24 protein-coding genes and 1 tRNA gene are annotated in these 26,963 nt (G+C 62.5%); 12 read left to right on the top strand and 13 right to left on the bottom strand.

The window, feature by feature from the left end:
- Window positions 1-596: 596 nt before the first annotated feature.
- Window positions 597-1,394, top strand: coding sequence for an alpha/beta hydrolase (locus tag BV911_RS04440; RefSeq protein WP_086052380.1), 798 nt, complete (start codon window positions 597-599; stop codon window positions 1,392-1,394).
- A 12-nt stretch (window positions 1,395-1,406) separates the two neighbouring features.
- On the opposite strand, the gene BV911_RS04435 is transcribed toward BV911_RS04440, so the two are convergent.
- The gene (locus tag BV911_RS04435; protein ID WP_086052379.1) at window positions 1,407-2,402 is read right to left on the bottom strand and encodes a P1 family peptidase; all 996 of its coding nucleotides are present in this window, start codon (window positions 2,400-2,402) and stop codon (window positions 1,407-1,409) included.
- A 160-nt stretch (window positions 2,403-2,562) separates the two neighbouring features.
- Between BV911_RS04435 and BV911_RS04430 the strand changes: the two genes are divergently transcribed.
- On the top strand, window positions 2,563-2,826 hold the full coding sequence (locus tag BV911_RS04430) for a hypothetical protein (protein ID WP_086052378.1): 264 nt from the start codon (window positions 2,563-2,565) through the stop codon (window positions 2,824-2,826).
- A 7-nt stretch (window positions 2,827-2,833) separates the two neighbouring features.
- Complete coding sequence (locus BV911_RS04425; RefSeq protein WP_086052377.1) at window positions 2,834-3,493, top strand: DUF1523 family protein; 660 nt, start codon at window positions 2,834-2,836, stop codon at window positions 3,491-3,493.
- 58 nt (window positions 3,494-3,551) lie between these two features.
- On the opposite strand, the gene BV911_RS04420 is transcribed toward BV911_RS04425, so the two are convergent.
- Window positions 3,552-4,298: a folate-binding protein YgfZ gene (locus tag BV911_RS04420; protein WP_086052376.1), complete on the bottom strand. Its 747-nt coding sequence runs from the start codon at window positions 4,296-4,298 to the stop codon at window positions 3,552-3,554.
- Between the two features lie 66 nt (window positions 4,299-4,364).
- Between BV911_RS04420 and BV911_RS04415 the strand changes: the two genes are divergently transcribed.
- On the top strand, window positions 4,365-5,051 hold the full coding sequence (locus BV911_RS04415) for a TIGR04283 family arsenosugar biosynthesis glycosyltransferase (RefSeq protein ID WP_086052375.1): 687 nt from the start codon (window positions 4,365-4,367) through the stop codon (window positions 5,049-5,051).
- On the opposite strand, the gene BV911_RS04410 is transcribed toward BV911_RS04415, so the two are convergent.
- Together BV911_RS04410 and BV911_RS04405 are read right to left on the bottom strand one after the other, a co-directional pair.
- Window positions 5,048-6,832 (bottom strand): ABC transporter ATP-binding protein, encoded by a 1,785-nt coding sequence (locus BV911_RS04410; RefSeq protein ID WP_086052374.1) that lies wholly within the window; start codon window positions 6,830-6,832, stop codon window positions 5,048-5,050. The two genes, BV911_RS04415 and BV911_RS04410, sit on opposite strands and share 4 nt — an antisense overlap.
- Window positions 6,829-7,509, bottom strand: coding sequence for a tyrosine-protein phosphatase (locus tag BV911_RS04405; RefSeq protein WP_086052373.1), 681 nt, complete (start codon window positions 7,507-7,509; stop codon window positions 6,829-6,831). Before BV911_RS04405 ends, BV911_RS04410 begins: the two co-directional genes overlap by 4 nt.
- A 171-nt stretch (window positions 7,510-7,680) precedes the next feature.
- Here BV911_RS04405 and BV911_RS04400 point away from each other — a divergent pair, with 171 nt between their 5' ends.
- Together BV911_RS04400 and BV911_RS04395 are read left to right on the top strand one after the other, a co-directional pair.
- The gene (locus tag BV911_RS04400; protein WP_086052372.1) at window positions 7,681-8,880 is read left to right on the top strand and encodes an alanine--glyoxylate aminotransferase family protein; all 1,200 of its coding nucleotides are present in this window, start codon (window positions 7,681-7,683) and stop codon (window positions 8,878-8,880) included.
- A 123-nt stretch (window positions 8,881-9,003) separates the two neighbouring features.
- A complete protein-coding gene (locus BV911_RS04395) occupies window positions 9,004-9,516 on the top strand; it encodes a DUF1269 domain-containing protein (protein ID WP_086052371.1) in 513 nt (170 codons plus the stop codon).
- 26 nt (window positions 9,517-9,542) lie between these two features.
- On the opposite strand, the gene BV911_RS04390 is transcribed toward BV911_RS04395, so the two are convergent.
- Genes BV911_RS04390 through BV911_RS04380 form a run of 3 tightly spaced genes read right to left on the bottom strand, consistent with a single transcriptional unit; the run spans window position 9,543 to window position 14,412 of the window.
- Window positions 9,543-10,646, bottom strand: a complete 1,104-nt coding sequence (locus BV911_RS04390; protein WP_086052370.1) for a pyridoxal phosphate-dependent aminotransferase — start codon at window positions 10,644-10,646, stop codon at window positions 9,543-9,545.
- Between the two features lie 20 nt (window positions 10,647-10,666).
- Window positions 10,667-11,281, bottom strand: coding sequence for a hypothetical protein (locus BV911_RS04385; protein ID WP_086052369.1), 615 nt, complete (start codon window positions 11,279-11,281; stop codon window positions 10,667-10,669).
- On the bottom strand, window positions 11,278-14,412 hold the full coding sequence (locus BV911_RS04380) for a valine--tRNA ligase (RefSeq protein ID WP_086052368.1): 3,135 nt from the start codon (window positions 14,410-14,412) through the stop codon (window positions 11,278-11,280). The genes BV911_RS04385 and BV911_RS04380 overlap by 4 nt, the downstream gene beginning before the upstream one ends.
- Window positions 14,413-14,614: 202 nt before the next feature.
- On the opposite strand from BV911_RS04380, the gene BV911_RS04375 reads away from it, so the two are divergent.
- Complete coding sequence (locus BV911_RS04375) at window positions 14,615-15,709, top strand: DUF2235 domain-containing protein (RefSeq protein ID WP_240512139.1); 1,095 nt, start codon at window positions 14,615-14,617, stop codon at window positions 15,707-15,709.
- A 135-nt stretch (window positions 15,710-15,844) separates the two neighbouring features.
- On the opposite strand, the gene metF is transcribed toward BV911_RS04375, so the two are convergent.
- Complete coding sequence (metF, locus tag BV911_RS04370; protein WP_086052367.1) at window positions 15,845-16,711, bottom strand: methylenetetrahydrofolate reductase [NAD(P)H]; 867 nt, start codon at window positions 16,709-16,711, stop codon at window positions 15,845-15,847.
- A 93-nt stretch (window positions 16,712-16,804) separates the two neighbouring features.
- Between metF and BV911_RS04365 the strand changes: the two genes are divergently transcribed.
- The 3 genes from BV911_RS04365 to BV911_RS04355 all read left to right on the top strand — a co-directional run bounded on the left by BV911_RS04365 (window position 16,805) and on the right by BV911_RS04355 (window position 18,964).
- Window positions 16,805-17,710 (top strand): LysR family transcriptional regulator, encoded by a 906-nt coding sequence (locus BV911_RS04365; RefSeq protein WP_086052366.1) that lies wholly within the window; start codon window positions 16,805-16,807, stop codon window positions 17,708-17,710.
- 106 nt (window positions 17,711-17,816) lie between these two features.
- Window positions 17,817-18,608, top strand: a complete 792-nt coding sequence (locus BV911_RS04360) for an inositol monophosphatase family protein (RefSeq protein WP_086052365.1) — start codon at window positions 17,817-17,819, stop codon at window positions 18,606-18,608.
- Window positions 18,609-18,878: 270 nt separating this feature from the next.
- A tRNA-Leu gene (locus tag BV911_RS04355) sits at window positions 18,879-18,964 on the top strand.
- 59 nt (window positions 18,965-19,023) lie between these two features.
- Here the strand turns inward: BV911_RS04355 and BV911_RS04350 are convergent.
- Window positions 19,024-20,007: a LysR family transcriptional regulator gene (locus tag BV911_RS04350; RefSeq protein ID WP_086052364.1), complete on the bottom strand. Its 984-nt coding sequence runs from the start codon at window positions 20,005-20,007 to the stop codon at window positions 19,024-19,026.
- Between the two features lie 232 nt (window positions 20,008-20,239).
- Here BV911_RS04350 and araD point away from each other — a divergent pair, with 232 nt between their 5' ends.
- The gene (gene araD / locus BV911_RS04345) at window positions 20,240-21,982 is read left to right on the top strand and encodes an L-arabinonate dehydratase (protein WP_086052363.1); all 1,743 of its coding nucleotides are present in this window, start codon (window positions 20,240-20,242) and stop codon (window positions 21,980-21,982) included.
- Window positions 21,983-22,098: 116 nt separating this feature from the next.
- On the opposite strand, the gene kduD is transcribed toward araD, so the two are convergent.
- From kduD to uxaC, 3 genes are read right to left on the bottom strand one after another with little or no spacing between them, the layout of a single operon-like run.
- Window positions 22,099-22,845, bottom strand: coding sequence for a 2-dehydro-3-deoxy-D-gluconate 5-dehydrogenase KduD (gene kduD / locus BV911_RS04340; RefSeq protein WP_086052362.1), 747 nt, complete (start codon window positions 22,843-22,845; stop codon window positions 22,099-22,101).
- A complete protein-coding gene (gene kduI, locus BV911_RS04335) occupies window positions 22,842-23,666 on the bottom strand; it encodes a 5-dehydro-4-deoxy-D-glucuronate isomerase (RefSeq protein ID WP_086052361.1) in 825 nt (274 codons plus the stop codon). The genes kduD and kduI overlap by 4 nt, the downstream gene beginning before the upstream one ends.
- Before the next feature lie 37 nt (window positions 23,667-23,703).
- The gene (uxaC, locus tag BV911_RS04330) at window positions 23,704-25,110 is read right to left on the bottom strand and encodes a glucuronate isomerase (RefSeq protein ID WP_086052360.1); all 1,407 of its coding nucleotides are present in this window, start codon (window positions 25,108-25,110) and stop codon (window positions 23,704-23,706) included.
- A gap of 138 nt (window positions 25,111-25,248) precedes the next feature.
- Between uxaC and BV911_RS04325 the strand changes: the two genes are divergently transcribed.
- Window positions 25,249-25,953 carry a GntR family transcriptional regulator gene (locus BV911_RS04325; protein ID WP_086052359.1) on the top strand — a complete coding sequence of 235 codons (705 nt, stop codon included), beginning with the start codon at window positions 25,249-25,251 and terminating at the stop codon, window positions 25,951-25,953.
- Between the two features lie 33 nt (window positions 25,954-25,986).
- Here the strand turns inward: BV911_RS04325 and BV911_RS04320 are convergent, their stop codons facing one another.
- Window positions 25,987-26,937 carry a glucokinase gene (locus BV911_RS04320; protein ID WP_086052358.1) on the bottom strand — a complete coding sequence of 317 codons (951 nt, stop codon included), beginning with the start codon at window positions 26,935-26,937 and terminating at the stop codon, window positions 25,987-25,989.
- Between the last annotated feature and the right edge of the window lie 26 nt (window positions 26,938-26,963).

Genomic DNA, 26,963 nt, shown 5'->3' with positions numbered 1-26,963 from the left:
ACGTGATCGAGATGTCTGGTTTCGGCTTTACGTCAATCGACGACCTGCAGTTCTTCAAGTTCTCAAACAACACGTTTGTGTACATCAACATGGAACAGACGATCCTGCTTGAGGGCATTCCAGACGCCTCGGTGCTGGATGAAAGCTGCTTCTTGTTTACCTAAGCGCCCCCGCCGCGATTTAAATCTAAACCCAGCCCGCGAAATCTTTCGCGGGCTGGGTTTATTTTGCTCCATCGAGAGTGGGCTCAGCTATTGATCGTGTCGAATGCGAAGAACCGGGTTTCACCCGAAAAATCGCCTTCACCCCACCCGGTCCCGAGCACCACCATTACCGAACAGGTTGGTCTTATTGGCAGCGGCTGCGCTGATCATCAGCGCCAACACCGCCGTGAGGCGGGTGCAACGGTTGTCACCTGTGCTTTAGCGTTCAGATATCTGACAGGGGATTGACCCGTGCAACGTGACCACCCTAGCTTTGTGCTGGTGTTTTGACCCCTGAGTGCGCTCCGTTGCCGTTGCCGTTGCCGTTGCCGTTGCCTCTGTCGTGGATCGCGGGCAGGGTGCGCAGCAAACCCCTTGCCGGAGCGTCTCTCGTTGTCCATCGATCTTGCCTATGCCAACATTCCCTTTATCCCCGATGGCGCCGCTTATCCCGAGCGTTGGGCAGACGACGCGCAGGTTTGGCGCCAGTTGCAGGCGGATATCGGCCGGGCGCGGCTGAACCTGCCCTATGGGGCGGCGGAACGGCAGAGTTTCGATCTGTTTCTACCGCAGGGCCGGCCATGTGGACTGCTCGTGTTTGTTCATGGCGGGTTCTGGCACAAGTTTCACCGCAGTGACTGGTCACATTTTTCCCGCGGTGCGACGTTGGCGGATTGGGCCGTGGCGATTCCGTCCTATACCCTTGCGCCTGAGGCCCGGATCAGCGCGATCACGCAAGAGATCGCGGCGGCAATCCACGCCGCAGCAGCCATGGTCGCCGGACCAATCCGGCTTGCGGGGCATTCTGCGGGCGGGCAGTTGGTGTCGCGTATGGCGATGGCGACTGGTCCCCTTGAGGCAGCCGTGCTTGCCCGGGTTGCGCATGTGGTGCCGATCTCGCCGGTCAGTGATTTGCGTCCGTTGGTGCCGTTACAGATGAATAACGCCCTGCGCCTTGATCCGCCCGAGGCTGCCGCAGAAAGTCCGACCCTGCACAGACCCTATCCGGGCCTGCCAGTGACCGTCTGGGTCGGGGCCGAAGAACGCCCGGCCTTTCTGGATCAGGCGCGCTGGCAGGCCGAGGCGTGGTCGGCTCCGTTGCGAATCGCGCCCGGCTGTCATCATTTTGATATTCTGGACGGGCTGGAGAGCCCGGATGCCCCGCTGACGCGTAACCTGTTGGGCCTGTAACACCGGGTCCCGTCAGGGCGGGGAACCGAACCGGCTTTGCCAGCTTGGTTTCACATCGCCGGGGGCGGATGTCGCCTGATAGATCGCCCGGGCCACGGCGCGGGACAAACACAGCGCTGCGACATGCCCCAACTGAAACGGCGTTTCCAGCGGGTCGGGCAAGGGCTGAGTGCCGGTCGCTGCCGCAAACACCAGATCGCCGTCGACAAGGCTGTGGGACGGCACGATCGCGCGGGCCAGCCCGTCATGGGCCGCGGTTGCCAACCGGGTGGCTTGGGCTTGGGTCAGATCGGCATCGGTGGCGATGATGGCAATGGTCGTGGCTTCGCCGGGGGAGACATTGAGGCGCGGCAACTCGACCGGGGCCAGATCCGGGCAGACGCCAAGTCCCCCGAATTCTGCGCCAATCTCGAAGGGGGCGGCCCAAAATTGGGCGCTATCACCGACCGTGACCGAGCCGACGGCATTGACCGCAACCAATGCGCCGATTGTGATGGCACCGACCCGTGCCGAGGCCGAGCCGAGCCCGCCTTTCAGGGTGGCCGTGGTGGCGCCGGTCCCGGCACCGGCGCTGCCAAGGGCGAAGTCGGTGGCGGCAGCGGCCAGCGCACGGGCCCCGAGTGTGCCGTATGGATTGACGGTCCACGTCTTGTCGCCGCCATTGAGCAAGTCGAACAGAATTGCGCCGGGAACGATGGGCACGGTTTGCGACCCAACCGCAAAACCACGGCCTTGTTGGCGCAAGGCCTGGCGAACCCCATCGGCGGCGGCCAGCCCAAAGGCCGAACCACCGGATAGGACCAGCGCATCGACCTGCGTTACCAATTTGTCCGGCGCCAGAAGGTCGGTCTCGGTTGTGCCGGGGGCGCCGCCCATGACCTGCACGGCGGCAGTAAACGGTGCTGCGGCGGTCAGAACTGTCACGCCAGAGCGCAGCGCGGCATCGCTGGCGTTTCCGACCAACAATCCGGGCACATCGGTGATTAGATTGCGGGGTCCGGTCTGCATCGCGCATGGTCCTTGACTGGTGTGGCGTCGATGGTGCGGGGTTCGGCGGCGGGCGTCAACTGTCGCAGCATTTGACGGCACCGCACTTGAACTGATTTATAGAGCGGGACGGAGCACACCGGCCCCGGGAACAGCGGCGATCACCGATTGGAGACAGGCAATGGCCTTCCTGCGCTTATTCGCCATGATGTTGATCCCCCAGACTGTGGTCTATGTCTGTGTCTACCTGTATCTGCGGCAGGTCAAACGCGAGACACTGGAGCGTGACTACAATGCCTCGGCAACCGATCGCGAGCGGACGGCGTTTGTAGAGGCCGGCGTTCGCGCCTATGGTGCGCGGATCTGGCGATGGCTGGCCGTTACGGTATATCTAGGGCCATGGGGCGCCCTTGCGGTGACGATTTATCTGAGCAATTTCAAGTGAGAGACCGATGACTTACATCAAATGGACGTTTCTGGCCCTCGTGGCGCTGCTGATCGGTGGGTTTTTGCATTATACCCTGCCCAGCAATGATGTGGTCCGCATCGTCGAGAACGAAGTGCGCCGGGTCGAGATTGGCAATAACGGTCTGTTTTGGGGCGGCTCAGAGCCGGCGGACGCGACCACCAACAATCGCGACGTGAAATTCATCAGCGCCATTCGCGAAGGCGGCGGCACCATCGTGTACCGCAACGAAGATACCGGCTGGGGTTGGCCGCCTTATTACAAGTTCAACTCGGCTGACATCCAGGCCCGGGCCGCCGATCTGGTTTCGACCAGTCAAGCGCCGCAATGGGTGCTCATCAAGCATTATGGCTGGCGCAATCAGCTGTTCTCAATTTATCCCAACGTGCTGTCACTGAAAGCGGTCGACAGCCCCGATGTCAGCACCATTCCGTGGATCAAGATTTTGGTTCTGGGCGGGCTTTTGGCACTGGCGCTGTTCGTCCGCAGTGTGCTCAAGCGGTTCTGGGCCAATCGGGTTGATCCGGTTGTTGCGGATGTGGCCGACGCGTTCGACGACGCTGGCGATCGGGTTGATGCCCGAGCCAAGAAGTTCCGGGGACGCCGTCAGCGATTCCGGGAGTGGTGGGTCGAAACCTTCGGCTGAGGGGCTACGGCTCCGCTCTCATCAGAGCGGAGCCTGCGCTGGTCGCGGCAGCGGCCAATCAGTCTATCGTGTGAACCGTGGCATCTGCTGCGGTCAGGGTGCCTTGGCTGCGATCGAAACGCAGATAGGCAATGCCATAGCCGCCGGACTGCGTGTAAAGTGTGCCCGCAGCTTTGCCGTCCTTGGTGATCTCGGTGCCGATCGGTGCCGTTCCATCCACTCGGACCCGGACCAGACCTTTGCGCAATTCGGTCTTGTGGCGCATCCGCGCCGTGACTTCTTGCCCGACATAGCAGCCTTTGCGAAAATCGACCCCAGACAGACGATCAAAGCCGGCTTCCAGAATGAAGGTGCTGTCCGGGATCAATTCAATACCAGTTTCCGGGATCAAATTTTGCACCCGAATGGCGTCCCAATCCACCGGATCGGTGGCTTCGGGCACCGCAGGGCCATAGGCGCGCCAGCCAAGCGCCGGATCGCGCGGATCGGCAAAGGCACCGGCAGGTACCGGACCCACGCCGCAGGTGACCTGCACCGGCGACGGCGTGATCTGCACATCGGCCCGCAGGCGGTACATGGTCAGACGGCGCAGCAACCCTTGCGCAAGATCGGCTTTCACGTCCAGTCCGATGCTGCCGTCTTGCGGCACCAGAAAAAAGTCAGCCAAATATTTGCCCTGCGGGCTTAGCAGGGCGGCATAGACCAGCCCGTCTTTCAGCCCTGCCACATCATTGGTCACCAGCCCTTGCAGAAACCCGTCGCGGTCGCTGCCGGTGATGTCGAAAAGCTGCCGGTTCGAGGTCATGCTGTGCGCTTCCTTCTAAGTCTTTGGTGACATATAGCACCGGTGTCCTCTGGCGAAAGGCCTGCCATGCCCGCTCCTGTAAGTGTTGTCATTCCGACGTTGAATGCTGCCAGTGATTTGCCGGAAACACTGGCATGCCTGATGGAAGGGGTGTCCGGCGGGTTGCTGCGCGATCTGATCATCAGCGATGGTGGATCGCAGGATGCAACCCACGCGATCGCCGCCGCATCCGGGGCGCGGCTTGTCACGGGTGCGCCGGGGCGTGGGGCGCAGATCGGGCGTGGGGTGGCACAGGCCACCGCCCCGTGGGTGATGGTGCTGCACGCCGATACCCACCTGTCCGATGGGTGGTCAAAGGCCGTTGCCGCGCATTTAGAAAAGGGCAGCGACAGGGCGGGATATTTTTCGTTAAAGTTCCGGGCCACAGGATTGGGGCCACGGGTGGTTGCTGCGGGCGGCAATGCCCGGGCGCGGCTGTTTGGTCTGCCTTATGGCGATCAGGGGCTGGTGATTGCACGGACGCTTTTGGATGCGGTCGGCGGTTATCCCGACTTGCCCCTGATGGAGGACGTGGTTCTGGCCCAACGTCTGAAAGGCCGGATGACGCCGCTGCCAGCCACGGCCGCCACGGGGGCGGACCGCTATCAGCGCAATGGCTGGCTGCGACAGAGCACCGCGAACCTGCTGAGATTGGCACGCTTCCGCACCGGTCTGGACGCCGCAACCCTCGCTAAGGATTACGACGCCACTTAGTCGGTGTTGGCGTCGGGGTCTTGTTTGGACCGGAATTGCAGCCTGTAGAGATCGCTGTACATCCCGCCCTTGTCCAACAGTTCGTCATGGGTGCCTTGCTCGACGACCTGTCCGTAATCCATCACCAAAATCTTGTCGGCATTGCGGATCGTCGACAGGCGGTGGGCGATGACCAAGGTGGTGCGCCCGGAGCTGAGACGGTCAATGGCGGCCTGCACCACGCTTTCCGACCGGGTATCCAATGCCGAAGTCGCCTCGTCCAACAGCAGGACCGGCGTGTCGCGCAGCAGCGCCCGCGCAATGGCGACCCGCTGACGTTGCCCGCCCGACAGGTTTGAACCGCGCGGTCCGGCTTCGCTGTCCAGCCCTTTCGGCAACTGGGGCAGGAATTCGCTGACATGAGCAGCTTGCAGAACCTCGTTCAGTTGCGCCTCGCTGACATCGGTGCGGCCTAGCAGGATATTCTCGCGCAAGGTTTCGTCGAACAGCAGCGCATCCTGTGTCACCACGGAAAACTGTCCCCGCAATGCGCTGAGTTCGAGCTGCCGGGTTGAGACGCCGCCCAACAGGACATCGCCGGTATTGGGGTCGATCAGCCGGGTCAGCACATTAAAGATCGTGCTTTTGCCCGCGCCAGAAGCCCCCACCAAGGCCGTGGTTTTTCCGGCCTCGGCGACGAAGCTGGCGCCTCTGAGAACCGGCAGGTCGCCATAGGCCAGATGCACATCGTCGAAGCGGATTTCGGGCCGTTCCACGTCGTGCCGGGCCGGGAGGGCCGGTGTGGTGATCGAGGGCTTGGTTTCAAACAGCGCCTGCACCCGTTCCAGACTTGCCGCCGCCGTCTGCCATGACCCGCCCAGATTGGCCAATCGGCGCAACGGTTCAAACGCAAGGGTCATGGCGGTGAAGAAACTCATGAATTCGCCGATGGTTTTTTCGCCGCTAATGATCTCATTGCCGCCGAAATACAAAACAGCAACGAAGCCCGCACCGGCCATGATATCGACCATGCCGGGGATCAAGGCGCGTCCGGCTCCGGTGCGCATCGCCAGCGCAATCGACCGTCGGCGCAGCGTGTTATACCGCAGCGACTGATAGCGCTCGAGGGAGTTCAGCTTGATCTGAGTGATGCCGTGGAACACCTCGTCCAGTCGGGTGCCGACCTGACCGGCCAGTTCCCGGGCTGCGCGCGACTGCGACCGGACAAAGCGCTGTGCCAGAATAATCGGCGCAATTGTGATTGGCACACCGATCAAGGCAATCAAGGTCCAAGCCCAATCCATGTACAAGGCAACGCCGATCAGTGAGATTACCGCAACCACGTCCCGGCCCAAACCTTGGATCAGCGCGCTCCAGATCGTGGAAACGCCGCCGACATCGCCCTGTACCCGGGACATCAAGTGGCCCGGAGGGTGGACCGAGTGAAAGGTGGTGTCCAGTTGCATGACGTGCTGCAACAGCCGGTACTGGATATCGGCGACCGAGTGTTGCCCGATATAGGTCATCAGCAGTTTTTGGGCCATGCCTGTGATTGCACGGGTCAAAAAGATCGCCAGAATGGCCATGCCGACCCATTTCATCGCCGATTGGTCGCCGTCAACGAAGACTTTGTCGAACATCGGTTTCAGGACGTAGCTGAGTGCGCCGGCGGTACTGCCTTCGATGGTCATCAGGACAAAGGCCCCTGCCATCAACATGCGGTAGGGGCGCAGGAAGTCTTTCCAGAGCCATTTGAACAGCGGCCAGCTTTTTGCCAGCGGAATTTCGGGGCGTGGGCTCATTTCCGTGTCGCCTTCCAGCTTTCGGTCAGGCGTGCCGCATCATAGCGTGTGGTGATCCACGCTTCCAATGACATCGGTTCCTGCGCGGTCTCGGCTTCATAACTGTCAAGCACGTGGTCCAGAATATCGGTATCTCCGCCCGGCAGATGCAAATAGCGCCAGTGCAGATGTTTGCGCGCCTCGGGCAGGGGGCGCCCTTCGACAATCGCCAGATACAGCGCCGAGGCAAACCCGGCCCGGTCGGCCCCGGACTTGCAGTGCAGCAACATTGGCTTCTCGGCGTTGCGCATGATTTCAATCAACCCCAGCAGGTCCTTGCGCGACGCCAAAGAACGCGCGCTTAGGGTGATGTCTTCAAGGATCAGCCCTTCTTTGGCGCAGGCCTCTTCCTCGAACAAATAGGGCGAATGTTTGCGCTTGCCACGCAGGTTGATGATCGTGCGAATGCCCATCTCGCGATAGCGCTTGATGCGGGCCTGCGAGGGTTGATTGGACCGCCAGACGCCCGGGGCGATTTCTTCGAGGTTCCACCACCACACCCGCAGGAAGGCGTGGTCCAAGATCTGAAAATGCCACCACGCATGGCGCCGGGTTTTTGGTGTGGAAATATCGCGCCCGAAGCGCTTTCGCAGCCCACGTTCCATTTTGGTGAACTGGGATTTCAGGCTGAAAGCCATAGGGTGAAACGCCTTACAAGGAGGGGTGCTTGGACCCACTGTTGCCCTATGTTTAGTCTTGTGCAGGACCACGTTCAAGCTGACGCTGGGTCAGAACGTTGCAGAGTTTGACGGCTGTTGCTGTTTGGCATAGCTGAAAATTGACAACTCCACTTTGAAAGTGTGCCGCATATGTCCCTCGTTCATGGTCGTCCCTACCTTGCGATTCCCGGCCCGTCGGTGATGCCCGACCGGGTGCTTCAGGCCATGCACCGTCCCGCGCCGAACATTTATTTCGGCGAATTGGTCGACATGGTGGCCTCGATCATCATTGATTTGCGCCGCGTCGCCCAGACACGGCATCACGCGGCGATCTACATCGCGAACGGTCACGGGGTCTGGGAGGCCTCTGTCGCCAATATCCTGAACCCGGGTGATCGGGTGCTGGTGCTGTCTACCGGTCACTTCGCCAAGGGTTGGGGCGAGATGGCGCGCCGGATCGGGGCGGTGGTCGAAACCTTGGAATTCGGACAGCGCAGTGCGGCAGACCCTGCGCGGCTGGCCGACGTTCTGCGGGCGGACCGCGATCACCAGATCAAAGCGGTGCTGGCGGTGCAGGTCGATACCGCGACCGGCATCCGAAACGATGTTCCGGCGATGCGGGCCGCGCTGGACAGCACAGGGCATCCGGCATTGCTGATGGTGGATTGCATCGCGTCACTGGGCTGTGATCGGTTCGAGATGGATGCTTGGGGGGTCGATGTCATGGTGACGGCCTCGCAAAAGGGGCTGATGACGCCGCCGGGCTTGGGCTTTGTCTTTTTCAATGACAAGGCCGCGGGTGTTCGCGCCGGCGTCACGCAGGTCAGCTCGTATTGGGATTGGGTGCCACGGGTCGATCCGGTGCATTTCCCCAACCATTTCTGCGGCACGGCGCCGACGCATCATCTGTTCGCGCTGCGCGCCGCGCTGACCATTCTGCTGGACGAGGAAGGGCTGGACGCCGCCATGCACCGCCATGCGCGGCTGGCGCAGGCGGTTTGGGCGGCTTGTGATGCATGGGGCGCGGCTGGGCCACTCGAAATTAACGTGACCGATCCGGCCGAGCGGAGCCATGCGGTCACCGCGCTGCGCATCGGGGCCGAGCACGGCACCCGCTTGCGCAATTGGGTCGGCGAGACCACCGGGGTTACCCTTGGGATCGGTCTTGGCATGGCACCTGCGGACACGCCGGACTGGCACGGGTTCTTTCGAATTGGACATATGGGACACGTCAACGCCCATATGATTATGGGTGTTTTAGGCAGCATTCAGGCGGGGTTGACGGCTTTGGACATCCCGCATGGGCCGGGCGCGTTGGATGCGGCTGCCGCTGTCATGGCGCGGGGATGACCTTGCGGTTTTGGCTCGAACTAGGGCCGGGGCTGTGGCAGTGTTTGCGCGCCAGCCGGGCCGAAATTTTCCCGGTGTCGGCTGGGTGATTGAGAAAATCGAACTTCACATAAGGAGACGGCAATGTCCGATCTTATTGCGATCGTTTATCCGACCGAGGCCAAAGCCGAAGAGGTCCGCCAGAAAGTTCTTGAACTGACCAAGGATTACTTGATCGAGATTGGCGACGCGGTTGTTGCTGTCAAAAGCGAAAAAGGCGTCAAGCTGAACCAGATGGTGAACCTGACTGCGACCGGCGCGGCCAGCGGCAGTTTCTGGGGCTTGCTGGTTGGCGTTTTGTTCATGAACCCGCTGCTGGGCGTTGCCGCAGGGGCAGCCAGCGGCGCATTGGCCGGTCGGCTCAGCGATATGGGCATCAACGACAAGTTCATGAAATCGCTCGCAGAAGAAGTTCAGACCGACGAAGCGGTTCTGTTTGTTTTGGTCAAGCGCGTCACCGGGGACAAGGTTCTGGAGCGGATCAGTGGCGTCGGCGGCCGCATTCTGCAAACCTCGCTCGATCACACCGCTGAAGAGGCGCTGCGCACCGCACTGGCCGCGCATGAGGCCGAAGTCGCAGCCCCGGCGCAAAGCTAAGCTGACATCCACTGGTCCTTGCCCGGTCAGAGCCGGGCAAGGGCGTCTTTCAACGCGGCGGCGAAAATGTCCAGATCGGCCTTTGGCCCGACCGAGACCCGGATGCACCGATCCAGCGGCGCTACCGCCGGCATCCGGATAAACACGCCCTGTTGCATCACCTCGGCCAAGACCTTGCGCGCGAAGTCGCCATCGCGGCCACAGTCCATCGTAACAAAATTGGTGGCCGAGGGCAGGGCGACAAAGCCGTTTTCATCGGCGATCTGGCCCAGCCGCGCCCGGGCGATCTGGGTTTCGGATCGCACATGGGCCAGCCAGTCGGTATCGGTCAGCGCGGCCAGAGCGGCAGCCTGAACTAGACGCCCCACTCCGAAGTGATTGCGGATTTTGTCAAAGGCGCGGATCAGGTCAGGGGCGGCCAAGGCATAGCCAATGCGCAGCCCGGCCAGCCCATGCGCCTTGGAAAAGGTCCGCATCCGGATCAGGCGGGGATCGTCGGCAGCCACGTCGGGCGAGGTGCCGTCCGGGGCAAGATCGAGATAGGCTTCGTCCAGCAGCAACAGGCAATCCGGTGGCAATCGGTCGAGCATGGCCAAAATCGCCGCCCCGTCATGCCAGCTTCCCATGGGATTGTCTGGATTGGACAGATAGACCAGTTTTGTCCGGGTCTCCCATGCCTTGGCACAGAGGGCGGTCAGATCTTCGCGGTCGGCGCGATAGGGAACGTTGTGCAAAACGCCGCCAGCCGCCCGAACGTGATAGCCGAAGGTCGGATATGCCCCGAGCGATGTCACCACCGGGTCGCCGGGATCGATCAACAACCGGACCAGCGTTCCGAGCAAGCCGTCGATGCCTTCGCCCAGCACGATGTTGTCGAGGGTGGTGCCGGTCTGTTCTGCGATGGCGCTGCGCAGGGCCAATGCCTCGGAATCGCCATACATCCAGACATCGGCGGCAGCCCGGGTAATGGCCTCGCGCACCGCAGGCGAGGGGCCAAAGATGCTTTCATTGGCCCCCAGCCGGGCGCGAAAGGATCCGCCCTGACGCCGCTCCTGCACCTCGGGCCCAACAAAGGGGACCGACGCGGGCAGTGAGGCGATCAGGGCGGCATAGCGTGGACCGGCAACCATCAGGGACGCGGGCCTCGTCGTTAGGTGATTGGTGCGACGGGAATATCCTGAACCGCGCTCAGCAGTTCCGGATGCATGACCAGCACCTGATCGCCTTCGGTTCCGGCGCCGCCAACGCTGGCCAGAAGCCCGGTTGCCAAATCCTTTTCACCGCCGATTGACTTGCCGGGCAAATCGCAGCCGATGGCTTCGGCCAACGCGCGGCCAAGCTTGGCATATTGCAGGTTTGCGGATTTATACCCGGCATAGCCTGCGGCATCGGCCAAATCTTCGGTCGACAGGCCTTCGGCACCTGCTGCTGCATGGGCGCGCAGCATGGCAAGTTGACCGCCATGTGGCTTGACGATGGACAGGCCGTCGGCAAATTCTTCCTTGGTCGGAACGTCCAATGCCAGCAGGTCATCGTGACGGCGATCCGAAAGTGACTTCGCTGCGGTCTCGTCCAACTGTTGCTTTAGCTGTTCGATGGCGTCTTCCACGGTGGAGGCCGTAGCTTCTGCAACGGTGCCCTGTGCGCCGCCGGTCAGGAAGGCACGGGCGGTGGGCACCTTGTTCAGCACGGCGGCACGCAAGGTATGCCGACCGTGGGTCAGGGCCGTGGTTTTGAGGGCGGGTGTCTTGTTCGGTTTGTTCATGAGGCAAGCTCCGCCAGTCGGGCGAGGGCCGAGTGAATTCGGGCCTCTTCCTGTTGTTTTTGCGAAAGAAGTTCGCGGTTCTCTTCGACGATTTCGTCGGGGGCCGAAGCGATGAATTTCGGGTTGTTCAAGCGCCCTTTCAGGCCGCCGATATCCTTGGCCAGCTTGCCAAGGGCTTTGTCCAGACGAGCGCGTTCTTCGTCGAGGTCAATGGCCCCGGCCAAGGGCAAGCCGAAGGTGCCGCCGTCAACGGTTAGGGTGGCACAGCCTTTGGGCATGGTGTCGACCGTGCTGACGCTTTCGATCCGGGCAAGGCGCAGAATCAAGGCTTCCGAGCGGGTAAACGCGGCCTGTCCGGCAGCGTCCAGATCAAGCTGCAATAGCGGCAGTTTCAACCCGGCGGGCACGTGCATCTGAGACCGCACAGAGCGGATTTCCTCGATCATCGATATCACCCAGTTCATTTCACGGTCAGCAGTTTCGTCAACCATGTCAAGGGCTTGGTAGGTGGGCCAGTCCGTGTGAACCAGCATCTTTTCCCGGGTCGCTGTCAGGCCCCAAAGCTCTTCGGTGATGAAGGGCATGGTCGGGTGCAACAGTATCATGCACTGGTCCAGAGTCCAGCCCATGACATCGCGGGTCTCGGCGATGATCGCCTCGTCGCCGGAGGCAAAGAGCGGCTTGGCAAACTCAACATACCAGTCGCAAACCTTGCCCCAGACAAAGGCGTAAAGACCGTTGGCCGCGTCATTGAAGCGGTAGGAGGCAAGGGCGGCGTCGACCTCTTCGCGGATCTTCGCGGTCTCGCCCATGATCCATTTATTGGCGGTTTGGGTGACGTCGGATTTGTGTCGGACTTTCGTCGGACTTTTGTCGGACTGGTAGACGCCGTTCATTTCCGCGAAGCGCACGGCGTTCCACAGCTTGGTGCCGAAATTGCGATAGCCCGCAATCCGGTCTTTCGACAGGCGCAGATCCCGCCCCATCGCCGCCATGGAGGTCAGGGTGAAGCGCACCGCATCGGTGCCGTAGTCGTCGATCAGGTCGAGCGGGTCCAACACGTTGCCCAGCGATTTGGACATCTTCTTGCCCTTCTCGTCGCGGACGAGGGCATGCAGATAGATGGTGTCGAACGGCTTTTGTCCGACCACGGCATATTGCATCATCATCATTCGGGCGACCCAAAAGAAGATGATGTCAAAGCCGGTGATCAGCACCGATGTTGGGAAATATTTCTCAAGTTCCGGGGTCTGTTCGGGCCAGCCCAGCGTCCCGATTGGCCAGAGGCCGGACGAGAACCAGGTGTCCAGCACGTCGGCATCGCGCCAGACCGGGTAAATCAGGTGGGTCGGGTCTTGACTGACCGCATACTCCGCAAGGCTGGCGGCAAAGGCATGGTTGGCGGCGGCGCGGTCGGCCACTTCGACGATGCGAGCGGCGTTTAGCGGCACGGGCAAGGACGCGAGATCGGCATGGAAGCCGTCAACGACGCCGTCAAAGGCGGAGGCGCAGTGATGCCGGGTGCCGCGATGCACGATGCCTGACTCGATCAGCAGATGGCCGATATCGACCTCGTCCAAATCGCCGGAGGTGTCCTCGGGCTGGTCGTCGGACAGGTCGAGCCCGTACCAGACCGGGATCTGGTGGCCCCACCACAGCTGGCGCGAGATGCACCACGGCTCAATATTGTCCAGCCAGTTGAAATAGACCTTCTCCTGCTGCTCGGGCAGGATCTTGATCTCGCCGCTGCGCACGGCGTCGATGGCCGGGCCGACGATGGCTTCGGCATCGACGAACCACTGGTCGGTCAGCATCGGCTCGATCACCACTTTCGAGCGGTCCCCGAAGGGCTGCATGACCTTTTTGTTCTCGACGTAAGGGATCAGGGCTGGGCCGGGCTCTTCGGCGTCAGGATCGTATTTGGGGTTCGCGATCATCACCGCGAGGCCCTCGGCGGTGATCTGGTCGATCACGGCCTTGCGGGCCTCGAACCGGTCCAGTCCGCGCAGGTCTTCGGGCACCAGATTGATGGTGTCGACTTCGTTTTCCGACGCGGTATCGCCGGCCGCCAATTGGGCGGCCCGGGCGGCGCTGTCGTCATAGGACAACCCGTCGTCGCGCAGGGTGCCTTTGGTGTCCATCAAGCGATAAAGCGGAATGCCGCCGCGCTTGGCGACCTGATAGTCGTTGAAATCGTGCGCGCCGGTGATCTTCACCGCGCCGGAGCCGAAATTCTGATCGGGGTATTCATCGGTGATGATCGGGATCAGGCGACGGGTCTCTTTCGGGCCGACCGGGATTTCGCACATCATGCCGACGATGGGGGCATAGCGGGCATCCGACGGATGCACCGCAACCGCGCCGTCGCCCAACATGGTCTCGGGCCGGGTGGTGGCAATGGCGATATAATCCCGGGTCTCGCGCAGGGTGACGGTGCCGTCTTCGTCTTTCTCGACATAGTCATAGGTGGCCCCGTCTGCGAGCGGGTATTTGAAGTGCCACATATGGCCGTCGACTTCAATATTCTCGACTTCCAGATCCGAGATGGCGGTCTGGAAATGCGGGTCCCAGTTCACCAGCCGCTTGCCGCGATAGATCAGGCCCTTGTCGTACATGTCGACAAAGACCTTGATAACGGCGTCATGGAAATTGCCGCCCTCGTCTTCGGGGGCGCCGGGGGCGCCGGACATGGTGAAGGCCAGCCGGTCCCAGTCGCAGGACGCCCCAAGGCGCTTGAGCTGACCGATGATGGTGCCGCCGGATTGCTTTTTCTGCTGCCAGACCAGATCGGTGAATTCGGCGCGCGTCATGTCGGTGCGGCGACGGCCCGATTTGGCCAGTTCGCGTTCCACCACCATCTGGGTGGCGATGCCGGCGTGGTCGGTGCCGGGCTGCCACAGGGTGTCATGGCCGCGCATCCGGTGCCAGCGGACCAGAATATCTTGCAGGGTGTTGTTAAAGGCGTGCCCCATGTGCAGCGAGCCGGTGACATTGGGCGGCGGGATCAGGACCGAGAAGGTTTCCGCCCCGGGTTTGGCGTTGGCTCCGGCGGCGAAGGCGTGGGCATCTTCCCAAGCCTTGGAAATCCGGGCTTCCGCTTCGGCGGCGTTAAAAGTCTTGTCCATAGTCATGATCGGGCGCCTCTGGCTGGTCGCGTACGTATTCCTCTCGCATATCGAAGGACGGGGGCAAGGCCAAGGGGCGGCGGCGCAGGAGGGGGCAGGGGACGGGAAAAACCAGCCTGAAAATGCGTTCTGCCCCGGTAGAATGTCTATTCCCCGTTAATCCGCCGCCTGTAGGATGGGACGGAAACGGCAAGGGCGGCATGGACCGGTGGACAGGCAAACAGCACAAGACCGGCCCGGATTGGCGGGCGATGGCAAGGCCGGGGTCGCGGCATTGGGCCTGCGGCGGTCGCGCCGGGCCCGCTGTCATGTGATTTTTCTGGACGGCACCTTGTCGTCGTTGGCGGCGGGGGATGAGACCAATATCGGCCGGATTTATGGCATGCTGAAGGGGCTTCCGGCGGGGCAGCGGCCGACCCTGTTCTATGAAGAAGGGATTCAATGGCGCGATTGGCGCGCTTCGGTGGATGTGATCACCGGCACCGGGATCAACCGGCAAATTCGCCGGGCCTATGGGGCGCTGGCGACGCGGTATCGGGTCGGGGATCGGATTTATCTGTTTGGCTATTCCCGGGGCGCGTTCGCGGTGCGGTCTCTGGCCGGGTTGATCGACCGGATCGGGCTGATCCGGCCTCGCTTTGCCACCGAGCAGATGGTGCGGCAGTTATACCGGCATTACGAGCGCGACCCGCATGGGCCGCAAGCGCGGGTATTTGCACGCCGGTTTTGCCATCCCGAGGTCGAGATACAGATGGTCGGCGTGTTCGATACGGTCAAGGCGCTGGGATGGCCGCTGCCGGTGGCGTGGCGGCTGAGCGCGGCCCGTCATGCGTTTCATACCGCGCATCTGGGGCAGCGGGTGCGGCACGGTTATCACGCGCTGGCGCTGAATGAGACGAGGGCCGCGTTCGCGCCGTTGCTGTGGCATTGTGCCGACGATTGGACCGGTCACGCCGAGCAGGTTTGGTTCCGGGGCATTCACGGCGATGTTGGGGGGCAAGTGGCGGCATTTCCGCCCGCGCGGCCTTTGGCCAATATCCCGCTGGTCTGGATGTTGGAGAAGGCGGAAGGCTGCGGGTTGCCGTTGCCGTCAGACTGGCGCCGGGACCTGCCTTGCGACGCCAGCGCGCCGTCATTGGGCGGTTGGCGGGGCTGGAGCAAAGCGTTTCCGCTGCGCAAGCGCCGGAGTGTTGGCTTGGACCGATCAGAGCACCTGCATCCCAGCGCGGTTGGGGCCCGCAGTCAGGTGGATGGCCTGCCCTTGGCCCCGGATGACGGCTTTGGGGCCGCGAGCGAAGCTTGAGGCAGGAAACCCGGCGATGACTGCCGGGGTGTGGGCTGGGCTATACTTCCGAATACGGGCAGGGGTGTCACCGCCAATTCGGCGGAGCAGATGGCCTTGCGCGTGTTTGGACGTCAGGGTTGGGCCGTGCGGGTGCTAGGCCACGTGTTCCAGCGGTGTGGCCGATGTGACCCCCAACGCGGCGCAGATGTTGCGGGTCAGATGGGGCTTGTTGAGGGTGTAGAAATGCAAATCCTCGACCCCTTCGGCCATCAGGCGGCGGCACAGATCGACGCACAACTCGGTCGCGACTTCTTCTGAGCGTCCGTCTTTGGCGGCGGCGTCAAACGTGTCGTCAAGCCAGCCGGGTATCGCGGTGCCGCAGCGGGCGGCGAATTTGCGAATGCCGGTCCAATTCTCAATCGGCAGAATGCCCGGCAGAATCGGCGCGGTGATGCCTTGGGCCACGCAGGCGTCGCGGAAGCGGAAGAAGGTGTCCGGTTCAAAGAAGAACTGGGTGATGGCGCTGTGCGCACCGGCGTCGACCTTGCGCTTAAGCCAAGTGACGTCACTGAGTGTGTCCGTGGCTTCGGGGTGCGGGTCAGGATAAGCGCCGACCCGCAGTTTGAACTTTCCGGTGGCGGCCAACGCTTCGATCAGTTCGCAACTGTCGGCAAAGCCGTCCGGGTGCGGCACAAAGCGGTCACTGCCTTTCGGAGGATCGCCGCGCAGGGCCACGATTTCCGTAACGCCGACATCGGAATAGGCTTGGGCGATTTCCAGCGTTTCGTCGCGGCTGGCATTGACGCAGGTCAGATGCGCGGCCACGTTGAGACCGTAATGCTTGTGAATGGTGGCCACAGCCTCGTGCGTCAGTTTGCGGGTGGTGCCGCCTGCGCCATAGGTGACTGAGACGAATCCGGGATCCAGCGGCGCCAGCGCCCGCACGGTTTCCCAAAGCCGGAACGACGCGTCCAGCGTCTGCGGCGGGAAAAATTCGAACGAGATGCGTGGCTTCGACATGAGGGGTCCCTTTTTGACTGGCAGCCTTTATGACATGGGAATCGCCGTGAAACAAATTCATAATCCTCAAGAAGATTATTAGGAATCCGTGAAATGCATCTAGAGTTAAAGCATTTGCGCGCGGTGCAGGCGATTCATGAGGCGGGCGGATTGGCGCGCGCGGCAGACCGGCTGAATCTGACGCAATCGGCGTTATCCCATCAGATCAAGGGACTAGAGGCGCAGGCGGGGGTCGATCTGTTTGTGCGGCGGGCCAAGCCGTTGCGGCTGTCAGTGGCGGGCGAGCGGCTGTTGCGCTTGGCCGAGCGGGTGCTGCCCGAAGTGGCTGCGGTCGAGGAAGAATTTCTTGGGTTGGAAGCCGGGCGCGATGGACGGTTACATATTGCGATTGAATGCCACGCTTGTTTCGATTGGCTGCTGCCGGTGTTGGAGCTGTTTCGCCACAGTTGGCCGGATGTGGATGTGGACATTCGGCCGGGGCTGTCCTTTGCCGCTTTGCCGGCCTTGCAGCGCGAAGAATTGGATCTGGTGGTATCGTCGGATCCCGATGACTTGCCCGGCATCGTGTTTACGCCGTTGTTTGACTATGATCCGGTCTTTGTGGCGGCGCGGGGCCATCCGCTGGCCCGCCGCGACTCTGTGGTGGCCGAAGATTTCGTCAATGAGACCTTGATTACCTATCCGGTGGATCCGGCGCGGCTGGATGTGTTCATCTGTCTGCTGGATCCGGCCGGGCTGCGTCCGCGCGAGGTGCGGCAAGTGGAACTGACGGCGGTGATCTTGATGTTGGTGGCCTCGGGACGGGGGGTGGCGGTGCTGCCGGATTGGGTGGTACGCAGCATTCGCGGCAACCCTGACTATGTGGTGCTGCCATTGACTGAAGCCGGGGTGACGCGCCGCCTATATGCGGCAACCCGCGCCGGGGATGAGGCCAAGCCCTATGTCGGGCATTTGTTACGGTTGGCCAGCAGCGAGCCGCAGAAATTGCAGCGGGTCTGATCGCGCGGGGCGCGTCGGATAGGCCAAGGCAAAGCTGGGTGACATCCCGCCTTGGCATCTGGCTTCCGCGCGCGTATACGCGCCGCTTGAATAAAGGAGCACGCGGATGAAAAGCAGCGCCAATCTGAATGTCATGATGAAGGCCGCGCGCAAGGCGGGACGGTCGCTGGTCAAGGACTTCCGCGAGGTCGAGAACTTGCAAGTGTCGTCAAAAGGCCCCGGCGACTTTGTGTCCAAGGCCGATCTGGCTGCCGAAGCAATTCTGAAAGAGGAATTGATGGGTGCGCGCCCGTCCTATGGCTGGCTGGCCGAGGAATCGGCGGAAATCCATGGCGACGACCCGACCCGGCGCTGGATCGTCGATCCGTTGGACGGCACCACCAACTTTCTGCACGGCTTGCCGCATTGGGCGGTGTCCGTCGCGCTTGAGCATAAGGGCGAGATCGTGGCCGGGGTGGTCTATGACGCCGCCAAGGACGAGATGTTCTATGCCGAAAAGGGCCAGGGCGCGTGGTTGAACCAGTCACAGCGCCTGCGGGTGTCGGGCCGGTCGTCGATGATCGAAGGGGTGTTTGCCACGGGGCTGCCGTTTGGTGGTCGCCCGGAATTGCCGGCGACGCTTCAGGATCTGGCGCGTCTGCTGCCGCAATGTGCCGGGGTTCGGCGTTGGGGTGCGGCGGCGTTGGATCTGGCCTATGTCGGCGCGGGCCGGTTTGACGGCTATTGGGAGCGCGGGATCAAGCCGTGGGATGTTGCAGCGGGTCTGTGCATCGTGCGCGAGGCGGGCGGTTTTGTAATGCCGATCCGTGACGGGCGCGATCTGTTGACCGATGGCGGCGTCATTGTCTGCAACGATCCGTTGTCGGGTGCCTTCGTCAAGACCATCCGCAATACCTGATCAAGGCGGCACAGCCAATGCCGGAACCGGCGCTGGCTGATCTCCCGACGATCCTCCATTGGCCAGTCCCGCCATCCGTTGCGGGCAACTGGGGCGGCGGTTGGGGCGCGGGGGCACGGGGTGCCGGGGCCGCCTGTGCGGATAGCCCGTAACGCGGCGCTTTGCCCGCGCGGGAGCCTCGGTTTCAAAGAGTTATGCTGGACATTGGCGGTTTCGGTCGCGGCGTGTCTTTACACCGCCGACACGTGCGTTATGGTCCGGCGCGCGCTAGCGGGCGTGATGGAATGGTAGACATACCAGACTTAAAATCTGTTGGGCGTATGCCCGTGTGGGTTCGACTCCCACCGCCCGCACCACTTGCCTTTCTTCTTTAGTGTTCAGACCGGTCTTTGCTGCGCCGTCCTGAGGGTTCGGGCTACGCGAGGCCCGCTTGTGCCGCGATCAGCGTGATGACCCGCCGCGCCGCAGGTGAGACGGCATCGCCCTTGCGGGTGATCAGGGAAAAATGGCTGACCTGCATGTCCTGAGCCACGTCAAGGATGTGGATGGGCCCGCCCGGTCCGTCCGGCCCGGACTGCCCGGCATAAAAGGCGGCGACGGAGCGCGACACCGGGGCCACGGCATCGGTATCGCCGATCAGCGCCATGGTCAGCAGCAGCGACGAGGTGGACAGAACCTTGGCAGGCAGCGGCAACCCCTGTTCCAGCAGATAGCCGTCGATGGTGCGGCGCAATACGCTGCCCGGGGCCTGCATCACCCAATCGAACGCCAAGCATTCTGACAGGGCGAGCGGGGTTCGCCGTTGCAAGGGATGGCCGTTGCGAACGATCAGGCACAGGGGCTCGGGCCGAATCGGGCGCAGGGTGACGCTGCGCGGGTCGATATTGTCCAGCACGCGCCCAAGATAGAACTCAAGCTCTTGCGCGATCAACGCTTCGCCCAGCTTGTCCGAAGTATCGACCTCAACGGACAGCTCGATCTCGGGGTGGGTGTCCTGCAACTGCCGGATCACCGGCAGCACGATCTCAAGCCCCGGCCCGGTGACCGTCCCAATTCGGACCCGGCCACGGGCACCGGTCTTGATTTGCGCCACCTCGGCTTCGGTCTGATCCAAGGCACCAAGGATCTTGCGCGCCCGTGTGGCCAAAAGCGCGCCCGCTTCCGTCAGGGCGATGCCGCGGCTGTGGCGCTTGTACAAAGGTTGGTCGAGGGTCTGTTCCAACTCAGCCAACAGACGCGAGGCCGCGGGTTGGGTCATCGACAGTTGCGCGGCGGCTGCGGATATTTGGCCAAGATCCTGCACCGCCACCATCAGGCGCAGTTGCGGCAGCCGCAGACCGCGCCGGATCAACTGATCGCTGTGCAGGGCGGGGGGGACGGTTGGTTTAAGAGGGGGCATAGAGGCTCGGATCAATATATCACAATCGGTATATTGATAGTTCAATTTATGATTTGAATGCAATGCGCGCGCTGGGCATTGTGCGGCGCAATGGCTGCCAGTTCAGGATGGCGATCCTGACCGCGTGTCAGCCCCTCCGTCCGGTCGCCACCCCACCCAACCGCGCCGGGCGCTGCGGTGCCTGCGCACCCATTCTTCCCCGTGACCCGCGCTGCGCTGAAAAGGATTCGACATGACGTTCCAACCGGCAGACTGGCCCCGCAAGCTTCGCTCGCAAGAGTGGTATGGCGGCACCTCGCGCGATACCATTTATCACCGGGGATGGCTGAAAAATCAGGGCTATCCGCATGACCTGTTTGACGGGCGTCCGGTGATCGGCATCTTGAATACGTGGTCCGAACTGACGCCATGCAACGGTCATTTGCGTGATCTGGCCGAAAAGGTGAAAGCCGGTGTCTGGGAGGCCGGGGGCTTTCCGGTGGAAGTGCCGGTGTTCTCGGCGTCGGAAAATACCTTCCGCCCGACGGCGATGATGTACCGCAATCTGGCGGCCATGGCGGTGGAAGAGGTGATGCGCGCCCAACCGATTGACGGCGCGGTGTTGCTGGTCGGGTGTGACAAGACCACCCCCAGTCTGATGATGGGCGCGGCGTCCACCGATATTCCGTCCATCGTGGTCACCGGCGGGCCGATGCTGAACGGCTGGTTCCGTGGCGAGCGGGTCGGGTCGGGCACCGCGCTGTGGCAGATGTCGGAAGACATCAAGGCTGGCAAGATGAGCCAAGAAGACTTTCTGGAAGCCGAACAGGCGATGAGCCGGTCTTCGGGCACCTGCAACACCATGGGCACCGCCAGCACCATGGCCTCAATGGCCGAGGCGTTGGGCATGGCCCTGTCTGGCAATGCCGCCATTCCGGGGGTCGATTCCCGGCGCAAGGTGATGGCGCAACTGACGGGCCGCCGCATCGTGCAGATGGTGAAGGATGATCTGAAACCGTCGGACATTTTGACCAAACAGGCGTTCGAGAATGCCATTCGCTGCAACGGCGCGATTGGCGGCTCGACCAACGCGGTCATTCACCTGCTGGCGCTGGCGGGCCGGTGCGGGGTCGATCTGACCTTGGATGACTGGGACCGCTTGGGCCGGGACGTGCCGACCATCGTCAACCTGATGCCGTCAGGCAAATACCTGATGGAGGAATTCTTCTATGCGGGCGGCCTGCCTGTGGTCCTGAAACGTCTGGGCGAGGCGGACATGCTGCATCGCGACGCTTTGACCGTGTCGGGGCTGGGCATTTGGGATGAGGTCAAAGAGGCCCAAAACTGGAACGAGGACGTGATCCTGCCGGTGGACAAGGCGCTGACGGCCTCGGGCGGGATTGCGGTTCTGCGGGGCAATCTGGCACCGAAGGGCGCCGTTCTGAAGCCTTCCGCCGCCAGTCCGCATCTGATGCAGCATCGCGGCCGGGCGGTCGTGTTCGAGGATATCGACGACTACAAGGCGCGGATCAATGACGACGCGCTGGAGATCGACGAGACCTGCATCATGGTGATGAAGAACTGCGGACCGAAGGGCTATCCGGGCATGTCTGAGGTCGGCAATATGGGCCTGCCGCCGAAGATCCTAAAGAAAGGCATCACCGATATGGTCCGCATATCGGATGCGCGGATGTCGGGAACGGCCTATGGGACCGTGGTGCTGCACACCGCGCCGGAAGCGGCGGCAGGCGGGCCACTGGCGATCGTGCGCACCGGTGACATGATCGAGTTGGATGTGGCGGCACGCCGAATTCATCTGGATCTCAGCGATGCCGAGATCGCGGCGCGGTTGGCGGACTGGACCAGCCCGGTGGTGCCACCGGTGGGCGGTTATCCGAAACTGTTCGTCTCCACCGTGGAAGGGGCCGATACCGGGGCCGATCTGGACTTCCTTAAGGGCGCACGGGGCAATGCGGTGCCGCGTGACAGTCACTGAGGCCGCGTGGGCGGTGGTTTGACCGCCCGTTCGCTGGCCTCGTGTGTGGCCGGTGTATCGACAGCCCCTCCGACGCCTTGAACAACAGGGCGTCGGGGGGGCGTTTGCGCCGTAGCTTAGCGGGCCAGCCAGCCGCCGTCGACGTTCAGCACCGCACCGGTGACATAGGACGAGGCCGGGGCGCACAGAAACGTCACCGCGCCCGCAATGTCGGCGGGATCGCCAAAATCGCCGGCCGGAATGCGGCTGAGCAGTTCGGCCGTGCGCTTGGGATCAGCGCGCAAGGCAGCGGTGTTGTTGGTGGCGATATAGCCCGGCGCGACCGCGTTGACGTTGATCTTTTTGGCGGCCCATTCATTGGCGAAGATCTTGGTCAGCCCGACGATCCCGTGCTTGGATGCGGTATAGGCCGGCACCCGGATGCCGCCCTGAAACGACAGCAGCGAGGCAATGTTGACGATCCGGCCGGGGGTGCCGCGGGCCATTGCCTGCTTGGCAAAGGCCTGAGACATCAAGAACACCGCTTTCAGATTGACGTCCATCACGTCATCCCAATCGGCTTCGGCGTAATCCACGCTGTCGTCGCGCCGGATGATCCCGGCATTGTTGATCAGAATGTCCAGATCGCCCAAGCTGGCAAGGGTTGCTGCCGCCGCTGCCGGGTCCGACAACTCAAGGGTCACGGCTTCGGCACTGCCGCCAGCCGCTTCGATCAGTCCCACGGTGTCGGCGCAGGACGACCGGCCTGCGGCAAGGACATGCGCCCCGGCTCGGGCCAGACCAAGGGCGATGGCCTGACCGATGCCGGTATTCGCCCCGGTGACCAGGGCGCGGGTGGCGTCGATGCGGAACGGATCGCTCATTTCAAATCCCCAATCGCGATCATATCCATATCGGTGAAGTCGACATTGTCACCGGCCATGGCCCAGCAGAATGTATAGGCAGCGGTGCCGACACCGGAATGGATCGACCATGGCGGCGAAATCACGGCCTCTTCATTGGCCATGACAATGTGCCGGGTTTCCTGCGCTTGGCCCATGAAGTGGAAGACGCGCTGATCGTCGCTCATGTTGAAATAGAGATAGGCCTCCATCCGGCGATCATGGGTATGGGCGGGCATCGTGTTCCAGACCGAGCCTTCGGCAAGTTGGGTATAGCCCATCAGCAGCTGACAGCTTTTGCAAACGTCCGGGTGCAGCAGTTGGATGATCACCCGTTCATTCGCCGTCTCTTTCGAGCCCAGTTCGACGCGGCGGGCATCCTCGACGCGGATCAGCGTGGTGGGATAGCTGTGATGCGCTGGCGCAGAGAGAATGTAGAACCGGCCGGCGCCTGAGAAGTCAATCGCGCCCGCGCCCATGCCGATATACAGCACCTCGCCATGCTTGACCTCGTAAGAGGTGCCGCCGACGGCCACCGTGCCGGTGTCACCGATGTTGAGAACGCCCATTTCCCGGCGATCAAGAATGCTGGGCGTGCCGGTTTCCCGTACCTCATCAAGGGTCAGGGTCTGACCTGCGGGCACGGCGCCGGCCATGATCAAGCGGTCGTAATGGCTGTAGATCAGGGTGATTTCGCCGTCTTTAAACAGGCCGCCGACGTGGAAATGGCTGCGCAAGCCTTCGGTGTCGAGGGTTTTTGCGGTGACGGGATCAATCGCGTAGCGGGTTTCAGCGGGGGTCATGGTCTCTCCTCGGAATGGGTCGATTGGGGCAGGGCGGTCACAGGCGGTAGGCGGCTTTGGCAAGGCCATAAGCCAAGTCCTGCGCCACCTCATGGGCGTCGGCTTGCGACAGCCGCCCGGTGGCCACCAGTTGGGCCAGATAGGCGCAATCGGACCGGCGCGAGACGTCGTGGCGGGCCGGGATCGAACAGAAGGCGCGGGTGTCGTCGTTGAAGCCGACGGTGTTGTAGAAGCCGCAGGTTTCGGTGGTGGCCTCGCGGAACCGTTTGATGCCCTCATAGCTGTCATGGAACCACCATGGCGGACCAAGGCGCAGTGCCGGATAGGCTCCGGCCAAGGGGGCCAGTTCCCGGCTATAGGCGGTTTCGTCCAGCGTAAAGAGGATGATGGTCAGGTTCGGGTCCATCCCGACCGCGTCCAGCATCGGCTTCAGGGCGGCGACGTAATCGGTGCGCGACGGGATATCGAAGCCCATGTCCCGGCCATAGGCGGCGAAGGTCTGGGCCGAATGGTTGCGCCATGAGCCGGGATGAATTTGCAAGACCAGCCCATCATCCTGACTCATCCGGGCCATTTCGGTCAGCATCTGGCCGCGGAAGGCATCGGCCTCGTCCGGGGTGCAGGTTCCGGCGCATGCTTTGTGGAACAGGTCCTCGACGACCGCGCGGGGCAGGTCTTCGGTGCGGGCGGACGGATGGCCGTGATCGCTGGCCGTGGCACCCATGGTCTTGAAGAACGCGCGCCGCGCCCGGTGCGCGTTCAGATAGCCGGCATAGGTGGCCGTGTCCTCGCCGGTGATTGCCCCCAGTTGCACGACGTTCTTGGCGAACCCTTCAAATTCGGGATCGACGACCGCATCGGGGCGATAGGTGGTCACAACCTTGCCGGGCCAATCGCTGTCACGGATCATCTGGTGCCACGACAAATCGTCCAGCGCGCTTTCTGTGGTCGCCAGCGCGTCAATCTTGAAGCGATCGAATAGGGCGCGGGGGCGATAGGCGTCATCGCCGAGTTTGGCGTCAATATGGTCGAAATATTCGGTGGCGGTGCCAGAGGTCAGGGGAATGTCAATCCCGAACACATGCTCGAATGAATGATTGAGCCACATGGCCGAAGGGGTGCCGCGCAGCAGGTGGAAATTGTCGGCGAACACCTGCCAGATCTTGCGCGGGTCCCGTTCGGTGGTGCCGCCATCGACGCGGGACAGGCCGAGCGTGTCCATGCCGATGCCCTGCGAGACCAACATCCGAAAGATATAGTGATCCGGGATCACAAACAGTTCGGCCGGGTTCGGGAACCGCTTGTTTTCCGCGAACCAGCGGGGGTCGCAATGGCCATGCGGACTGAGGATCGACAGGTCGGCGATGCCTGCGTACAGGTCTTTTGCCAGACTGCGAAGGGCAGGCTCGACAGGAAACAGTCGGTCAGGATCGGTGAGGCTCATTGCGCGACTTTCAAATTCAAACGGATGTGAAACTGATATGCTAGTGCGCCAGTTCAAGCAATATGCTATTCATCCGCTTGCGGCGGCTGCCGGCTTCTGCAAGGCCGCACGGACACAGAAGGGAAGGGCGGTCTCGCCATGTCGGAGCAAGGTACAGGCGCATTGAAAAGCATCGGGTCCGTGACGTCGACGGCGACGGATCAGGCGTTTGAGATCCTCTATAACGCGGTGGTGTCGCTGGAGCTTCCGCCCGGAACCAAGGTGTCCGAGATCGAGGTGGCCAAGCAGCTCGGCGTGTCGCGACAACCGATCCGGGACGCTTTTTTTCGGCTGTCGAAATTGGGTTTTCTGCTGATGCGGCCCCAGCGCGCCACGCTGATCAGCAAAATCTCGGAAGAGGCGGTACTGCGGGCTGCGTTTGTGCGCACGGCGCTTGAGGTGGAATGCGGCCGTGAGGCGGCGGTGCGGGCCGCGCCTGCCGATCTTGCCGATCTGGATCTGCTGATCGCGCAGCAAGAAAAGGCGGTGGCCGCCGGGGCGTTATGGGATTTCCACGATCTGGATGATCAGTTCCATCGCCGGATCTGTGCCATGGCCGGGCAAGAGCATGCATGGGCGGTGATCCAAGAGCAAAAAGGCCATATGGACCGGGTCCGGTTTTTATCGCTGTCCTTTGGCAAGCAGGACGCGGTCACCGGTCACCGGGCGATTGCCAGCGCCTTGGCGAATCGCGATCCGGTGCAGGTCGAGGCGGAAATTCGCGCTCATCTGGGCCAGATCAGGGCCATTCTGGCAAAGATCCGGGACGCGCAGCAATCCTATTTCGACGACGCCGAGGATTAGTCCCGGTCGTCTGGCGTGGTTGGCCGGTGGGGCTTAGCTGTGGCGGCGTACGTAGCGGGCGCAGCCGGTGAGGGCGGCGTAGTCATCTTCCACCATATGGATCGCGAAATCGTCCATGAAGGTGCTGAAGCGGCCCTTGTCATGAAAGGCGTCGCTCAGCCCGTGGGTGGCGAAGAAGGGGGACATGGCCCGGGCCATGCCGCCGATCAGATAGATGCCGCCCCATGGCAGATGGACCAAGGCCAGATCGCCAAGAACCTGCCCGAGCAGTTGGCAGTACAGGCCTGCCGTGGCGGTGTCGGTGGCGGTCGGCGTGCCCGAGAGCGCGGCAATCAAGTCTTGGGTGCTGTCATGCGGTGCGGCCCCGGATTTCGCCGCGACAAAGGCATTGATCGCCAGCAGGCCGCGCCCGGCCAAGGCCTCTTCGATCGAGGCGAACCCATGCGCCTTGCGCAGGCTCAGGGACAGATCGAGCCCGGTTTGGTCCTGCACCGGCATGCTGGCATGACCGCATTCCGAGGCCACAACATAGAATTCAGACCCGTCCTCGACCGGATGCACCGGGGCGGCGTTGAAGCCGGTGCCCAAGCCCACCACAAGGCGGGTGCTGGTGGCGGCGGCAGGCCGGCCATGGCCAAGAACGCAGCGGGTGTCCACATCATCAAGGGCATGGCCCTGCGCCTCAAGGTCGTTGATCACGAACCCTTGGGCGGCACCGGTGGCCGTGCAAAGCGTCGCGCCATCCATCACCCAGTCAAGATTGGTCATCCGGCCGATCCCGTCCCGCACCGGCCCCGCGACGGCCACACATGCCGCCGAGCAGGAGACGCCATCCAAATCGGCAAGGTACTGTTTCAGCACCGCTTCCAGTGAGGCGAATTCGGCGTTGCGAAACCGGCGGACCGAAGTTGGCGTCATGTCTTCGTCGAAGAATATGGCGACGCGGGTATTGGTCCCGCCGACATCGGCGACAAGGGTGGTCATGGGGTCAAGCCTTGGGTCAGGGATGC

Source organism: Pseudoruegeria sp. SK021 (assembly GCF_002119405.1).
Classification (GTDB): domain Bacteria; phylum Pseudomonadota; class Alphaproteobacteria; order Rhodobacterales; family Rhodobacteraceae; genus Meridianimarinicoccus.
Note: the sequence above shows the minus strand (reverse complement) of the source record. Positions and strands in the feature narration are given on the sequence as shown.

Coding starts and splice junctions, on each gene's coding strand:
- BV911_RS04435 (WP_086052379.1), bottom strand. CDS start 2,402: ATGCAGACCGGACCCCGCAATCTAATCACCGATGTGCCCGGATTGTTG.
- BV911_RS04430 (WP_086052378.1), top strand. CDS start 2,563: ATGGCCTTCCTGCGCTTATTCGCCATGATGTTGATCCCCCAGACTGTG.
- BV911_RS04425 (WP_086052377.1), top strand. CDS start 2,834: ATGACTTACATCAAATGGACGTTTCTGGCCCTCGTGGCGCTGCTGATC.
- BV911_RS04420 (WP_086052376.1), bottom strand. CDS start 4,298: ATGACCTCGAACCGGCAGCTTTTCGACATCACCGGCAGCGACCGCGAC.
- BV911_RS04415 (WP_086052375.1), top strand. CDS start 4,365: ATGCCCGCTCCTGTAAGTGTTGTCATTCCGACGTTGAATGCTGCCAGT.
- BV911_RS04410 (WP_086052374.1), bottom strand. CDS start 6,832: ATGAGCCCACGCCCCGAAATTCCGCTGGCAAAAAGCTGGCCGCTGTTC.
- BV911_RS04405 (WP_086052373.1), bottom strand. CDS start 7,509: ATGGCTTTCAGCCTGAAATCCCAGTTCACCAAAATGGAACGTGGGCTG.
- BV911_RS04400 (WP_086052372.1), top strand. CDS start 7,681: ATGTCCCTCGTTCATGGTCGTCCCTACCTTGCGATTCCCGGCCCGTCG.
- BV911_RS04395 (WP_086052371.1), top strand. CDS start 9,004: ATGTCCGATCTTATTGCGATCGTTTATCCGACCGAGGCCAAAGCCGAA.
- BV911_RS04390 (WP_086052370.1), bottom strand. CDS start 10,646: ATGGTTGCCGGTCCACGCTATGCCGCCCTGATCGCCTCACTGCCCGCG.
- BV911_RS04385 (WP_086052369.1), bottom strand. CDS start 11,281: ATGAACAAACCGAACAAGACACCCGCCCTCAAAACCACGGCCCTGACC.
- BV911_RS04380 (WP_086052368.1), bottom strand. CDS start 14,412: ATGACTATGGACAAGACTTTTAACGCCGCCGAAGCGGAAGCCCGGATT.
- metF (WP_086052367.1), bottom strand. CDS start 16,711: ATGTCGAAGCCACGCATCTCGTTCGAATTTTTCCCGCCGCAGACGCTG.
- BV911_RS04365 (WP_086052366.1), top strand. CDS start 16,805: ATGCATCTAGAGTTAAAGCATTTGCGCGCGGTGCAGGCGATTCATGAG.
- BV911_RS04360 (WP_086052365.1), top strand. CDS start 17,817: ATGAAAAGCAGCGCCAATCTGAATGTCATGATGAAGGCCGCGCGCAAG.
- BV911_RS04350 (WP_086052364.1), bottom strand. CDS start 20,007: ATGCCCCCTCTTAAACCAACCGTCCCCCCCGCCCTGCACAGCGATCAG.
- araD (WP_086052363.1), top strand. CDS start 20,240: ATGACGTTCCAACCGGCAGACTGGCCCCGCAAGCTTCGCTCGCAAGAG.
- kduD (WP_086052362.1), bottom strand. CDS start 22,845: ATGAGCGATCCGTTCCGCATCGACGCCACCCGCGCCCTGGTCACCGGG.
- kduI (WP_086052361.1), bottom strand. CDS start 23,666: ATGACCCCCGCTGAAACCCGCTACGCGATTGATCCCGTCACCGCAAAA.
- uxaC (WP_086052360.1), bottom strand. CDS start 25,110: ATGAGCCTCACCGATCCTGACCGACTGTTTCCTGTCGAGCCTGCCCTT.
- BV911_RS04325 (WP_086052359.1), top strand. CDS start 25,249: ATGTCGGAGCAAGGTACAGGCGCATTGAAAAGCATCGGGTCCGTGACG.
- BV911_RS04320 (WP_086052358.1), bottom strand. CDS start 26,937: ATGACCACCCTTGTCGCCGATGTCGGCGGGACCAATACCCGCGTCGCC.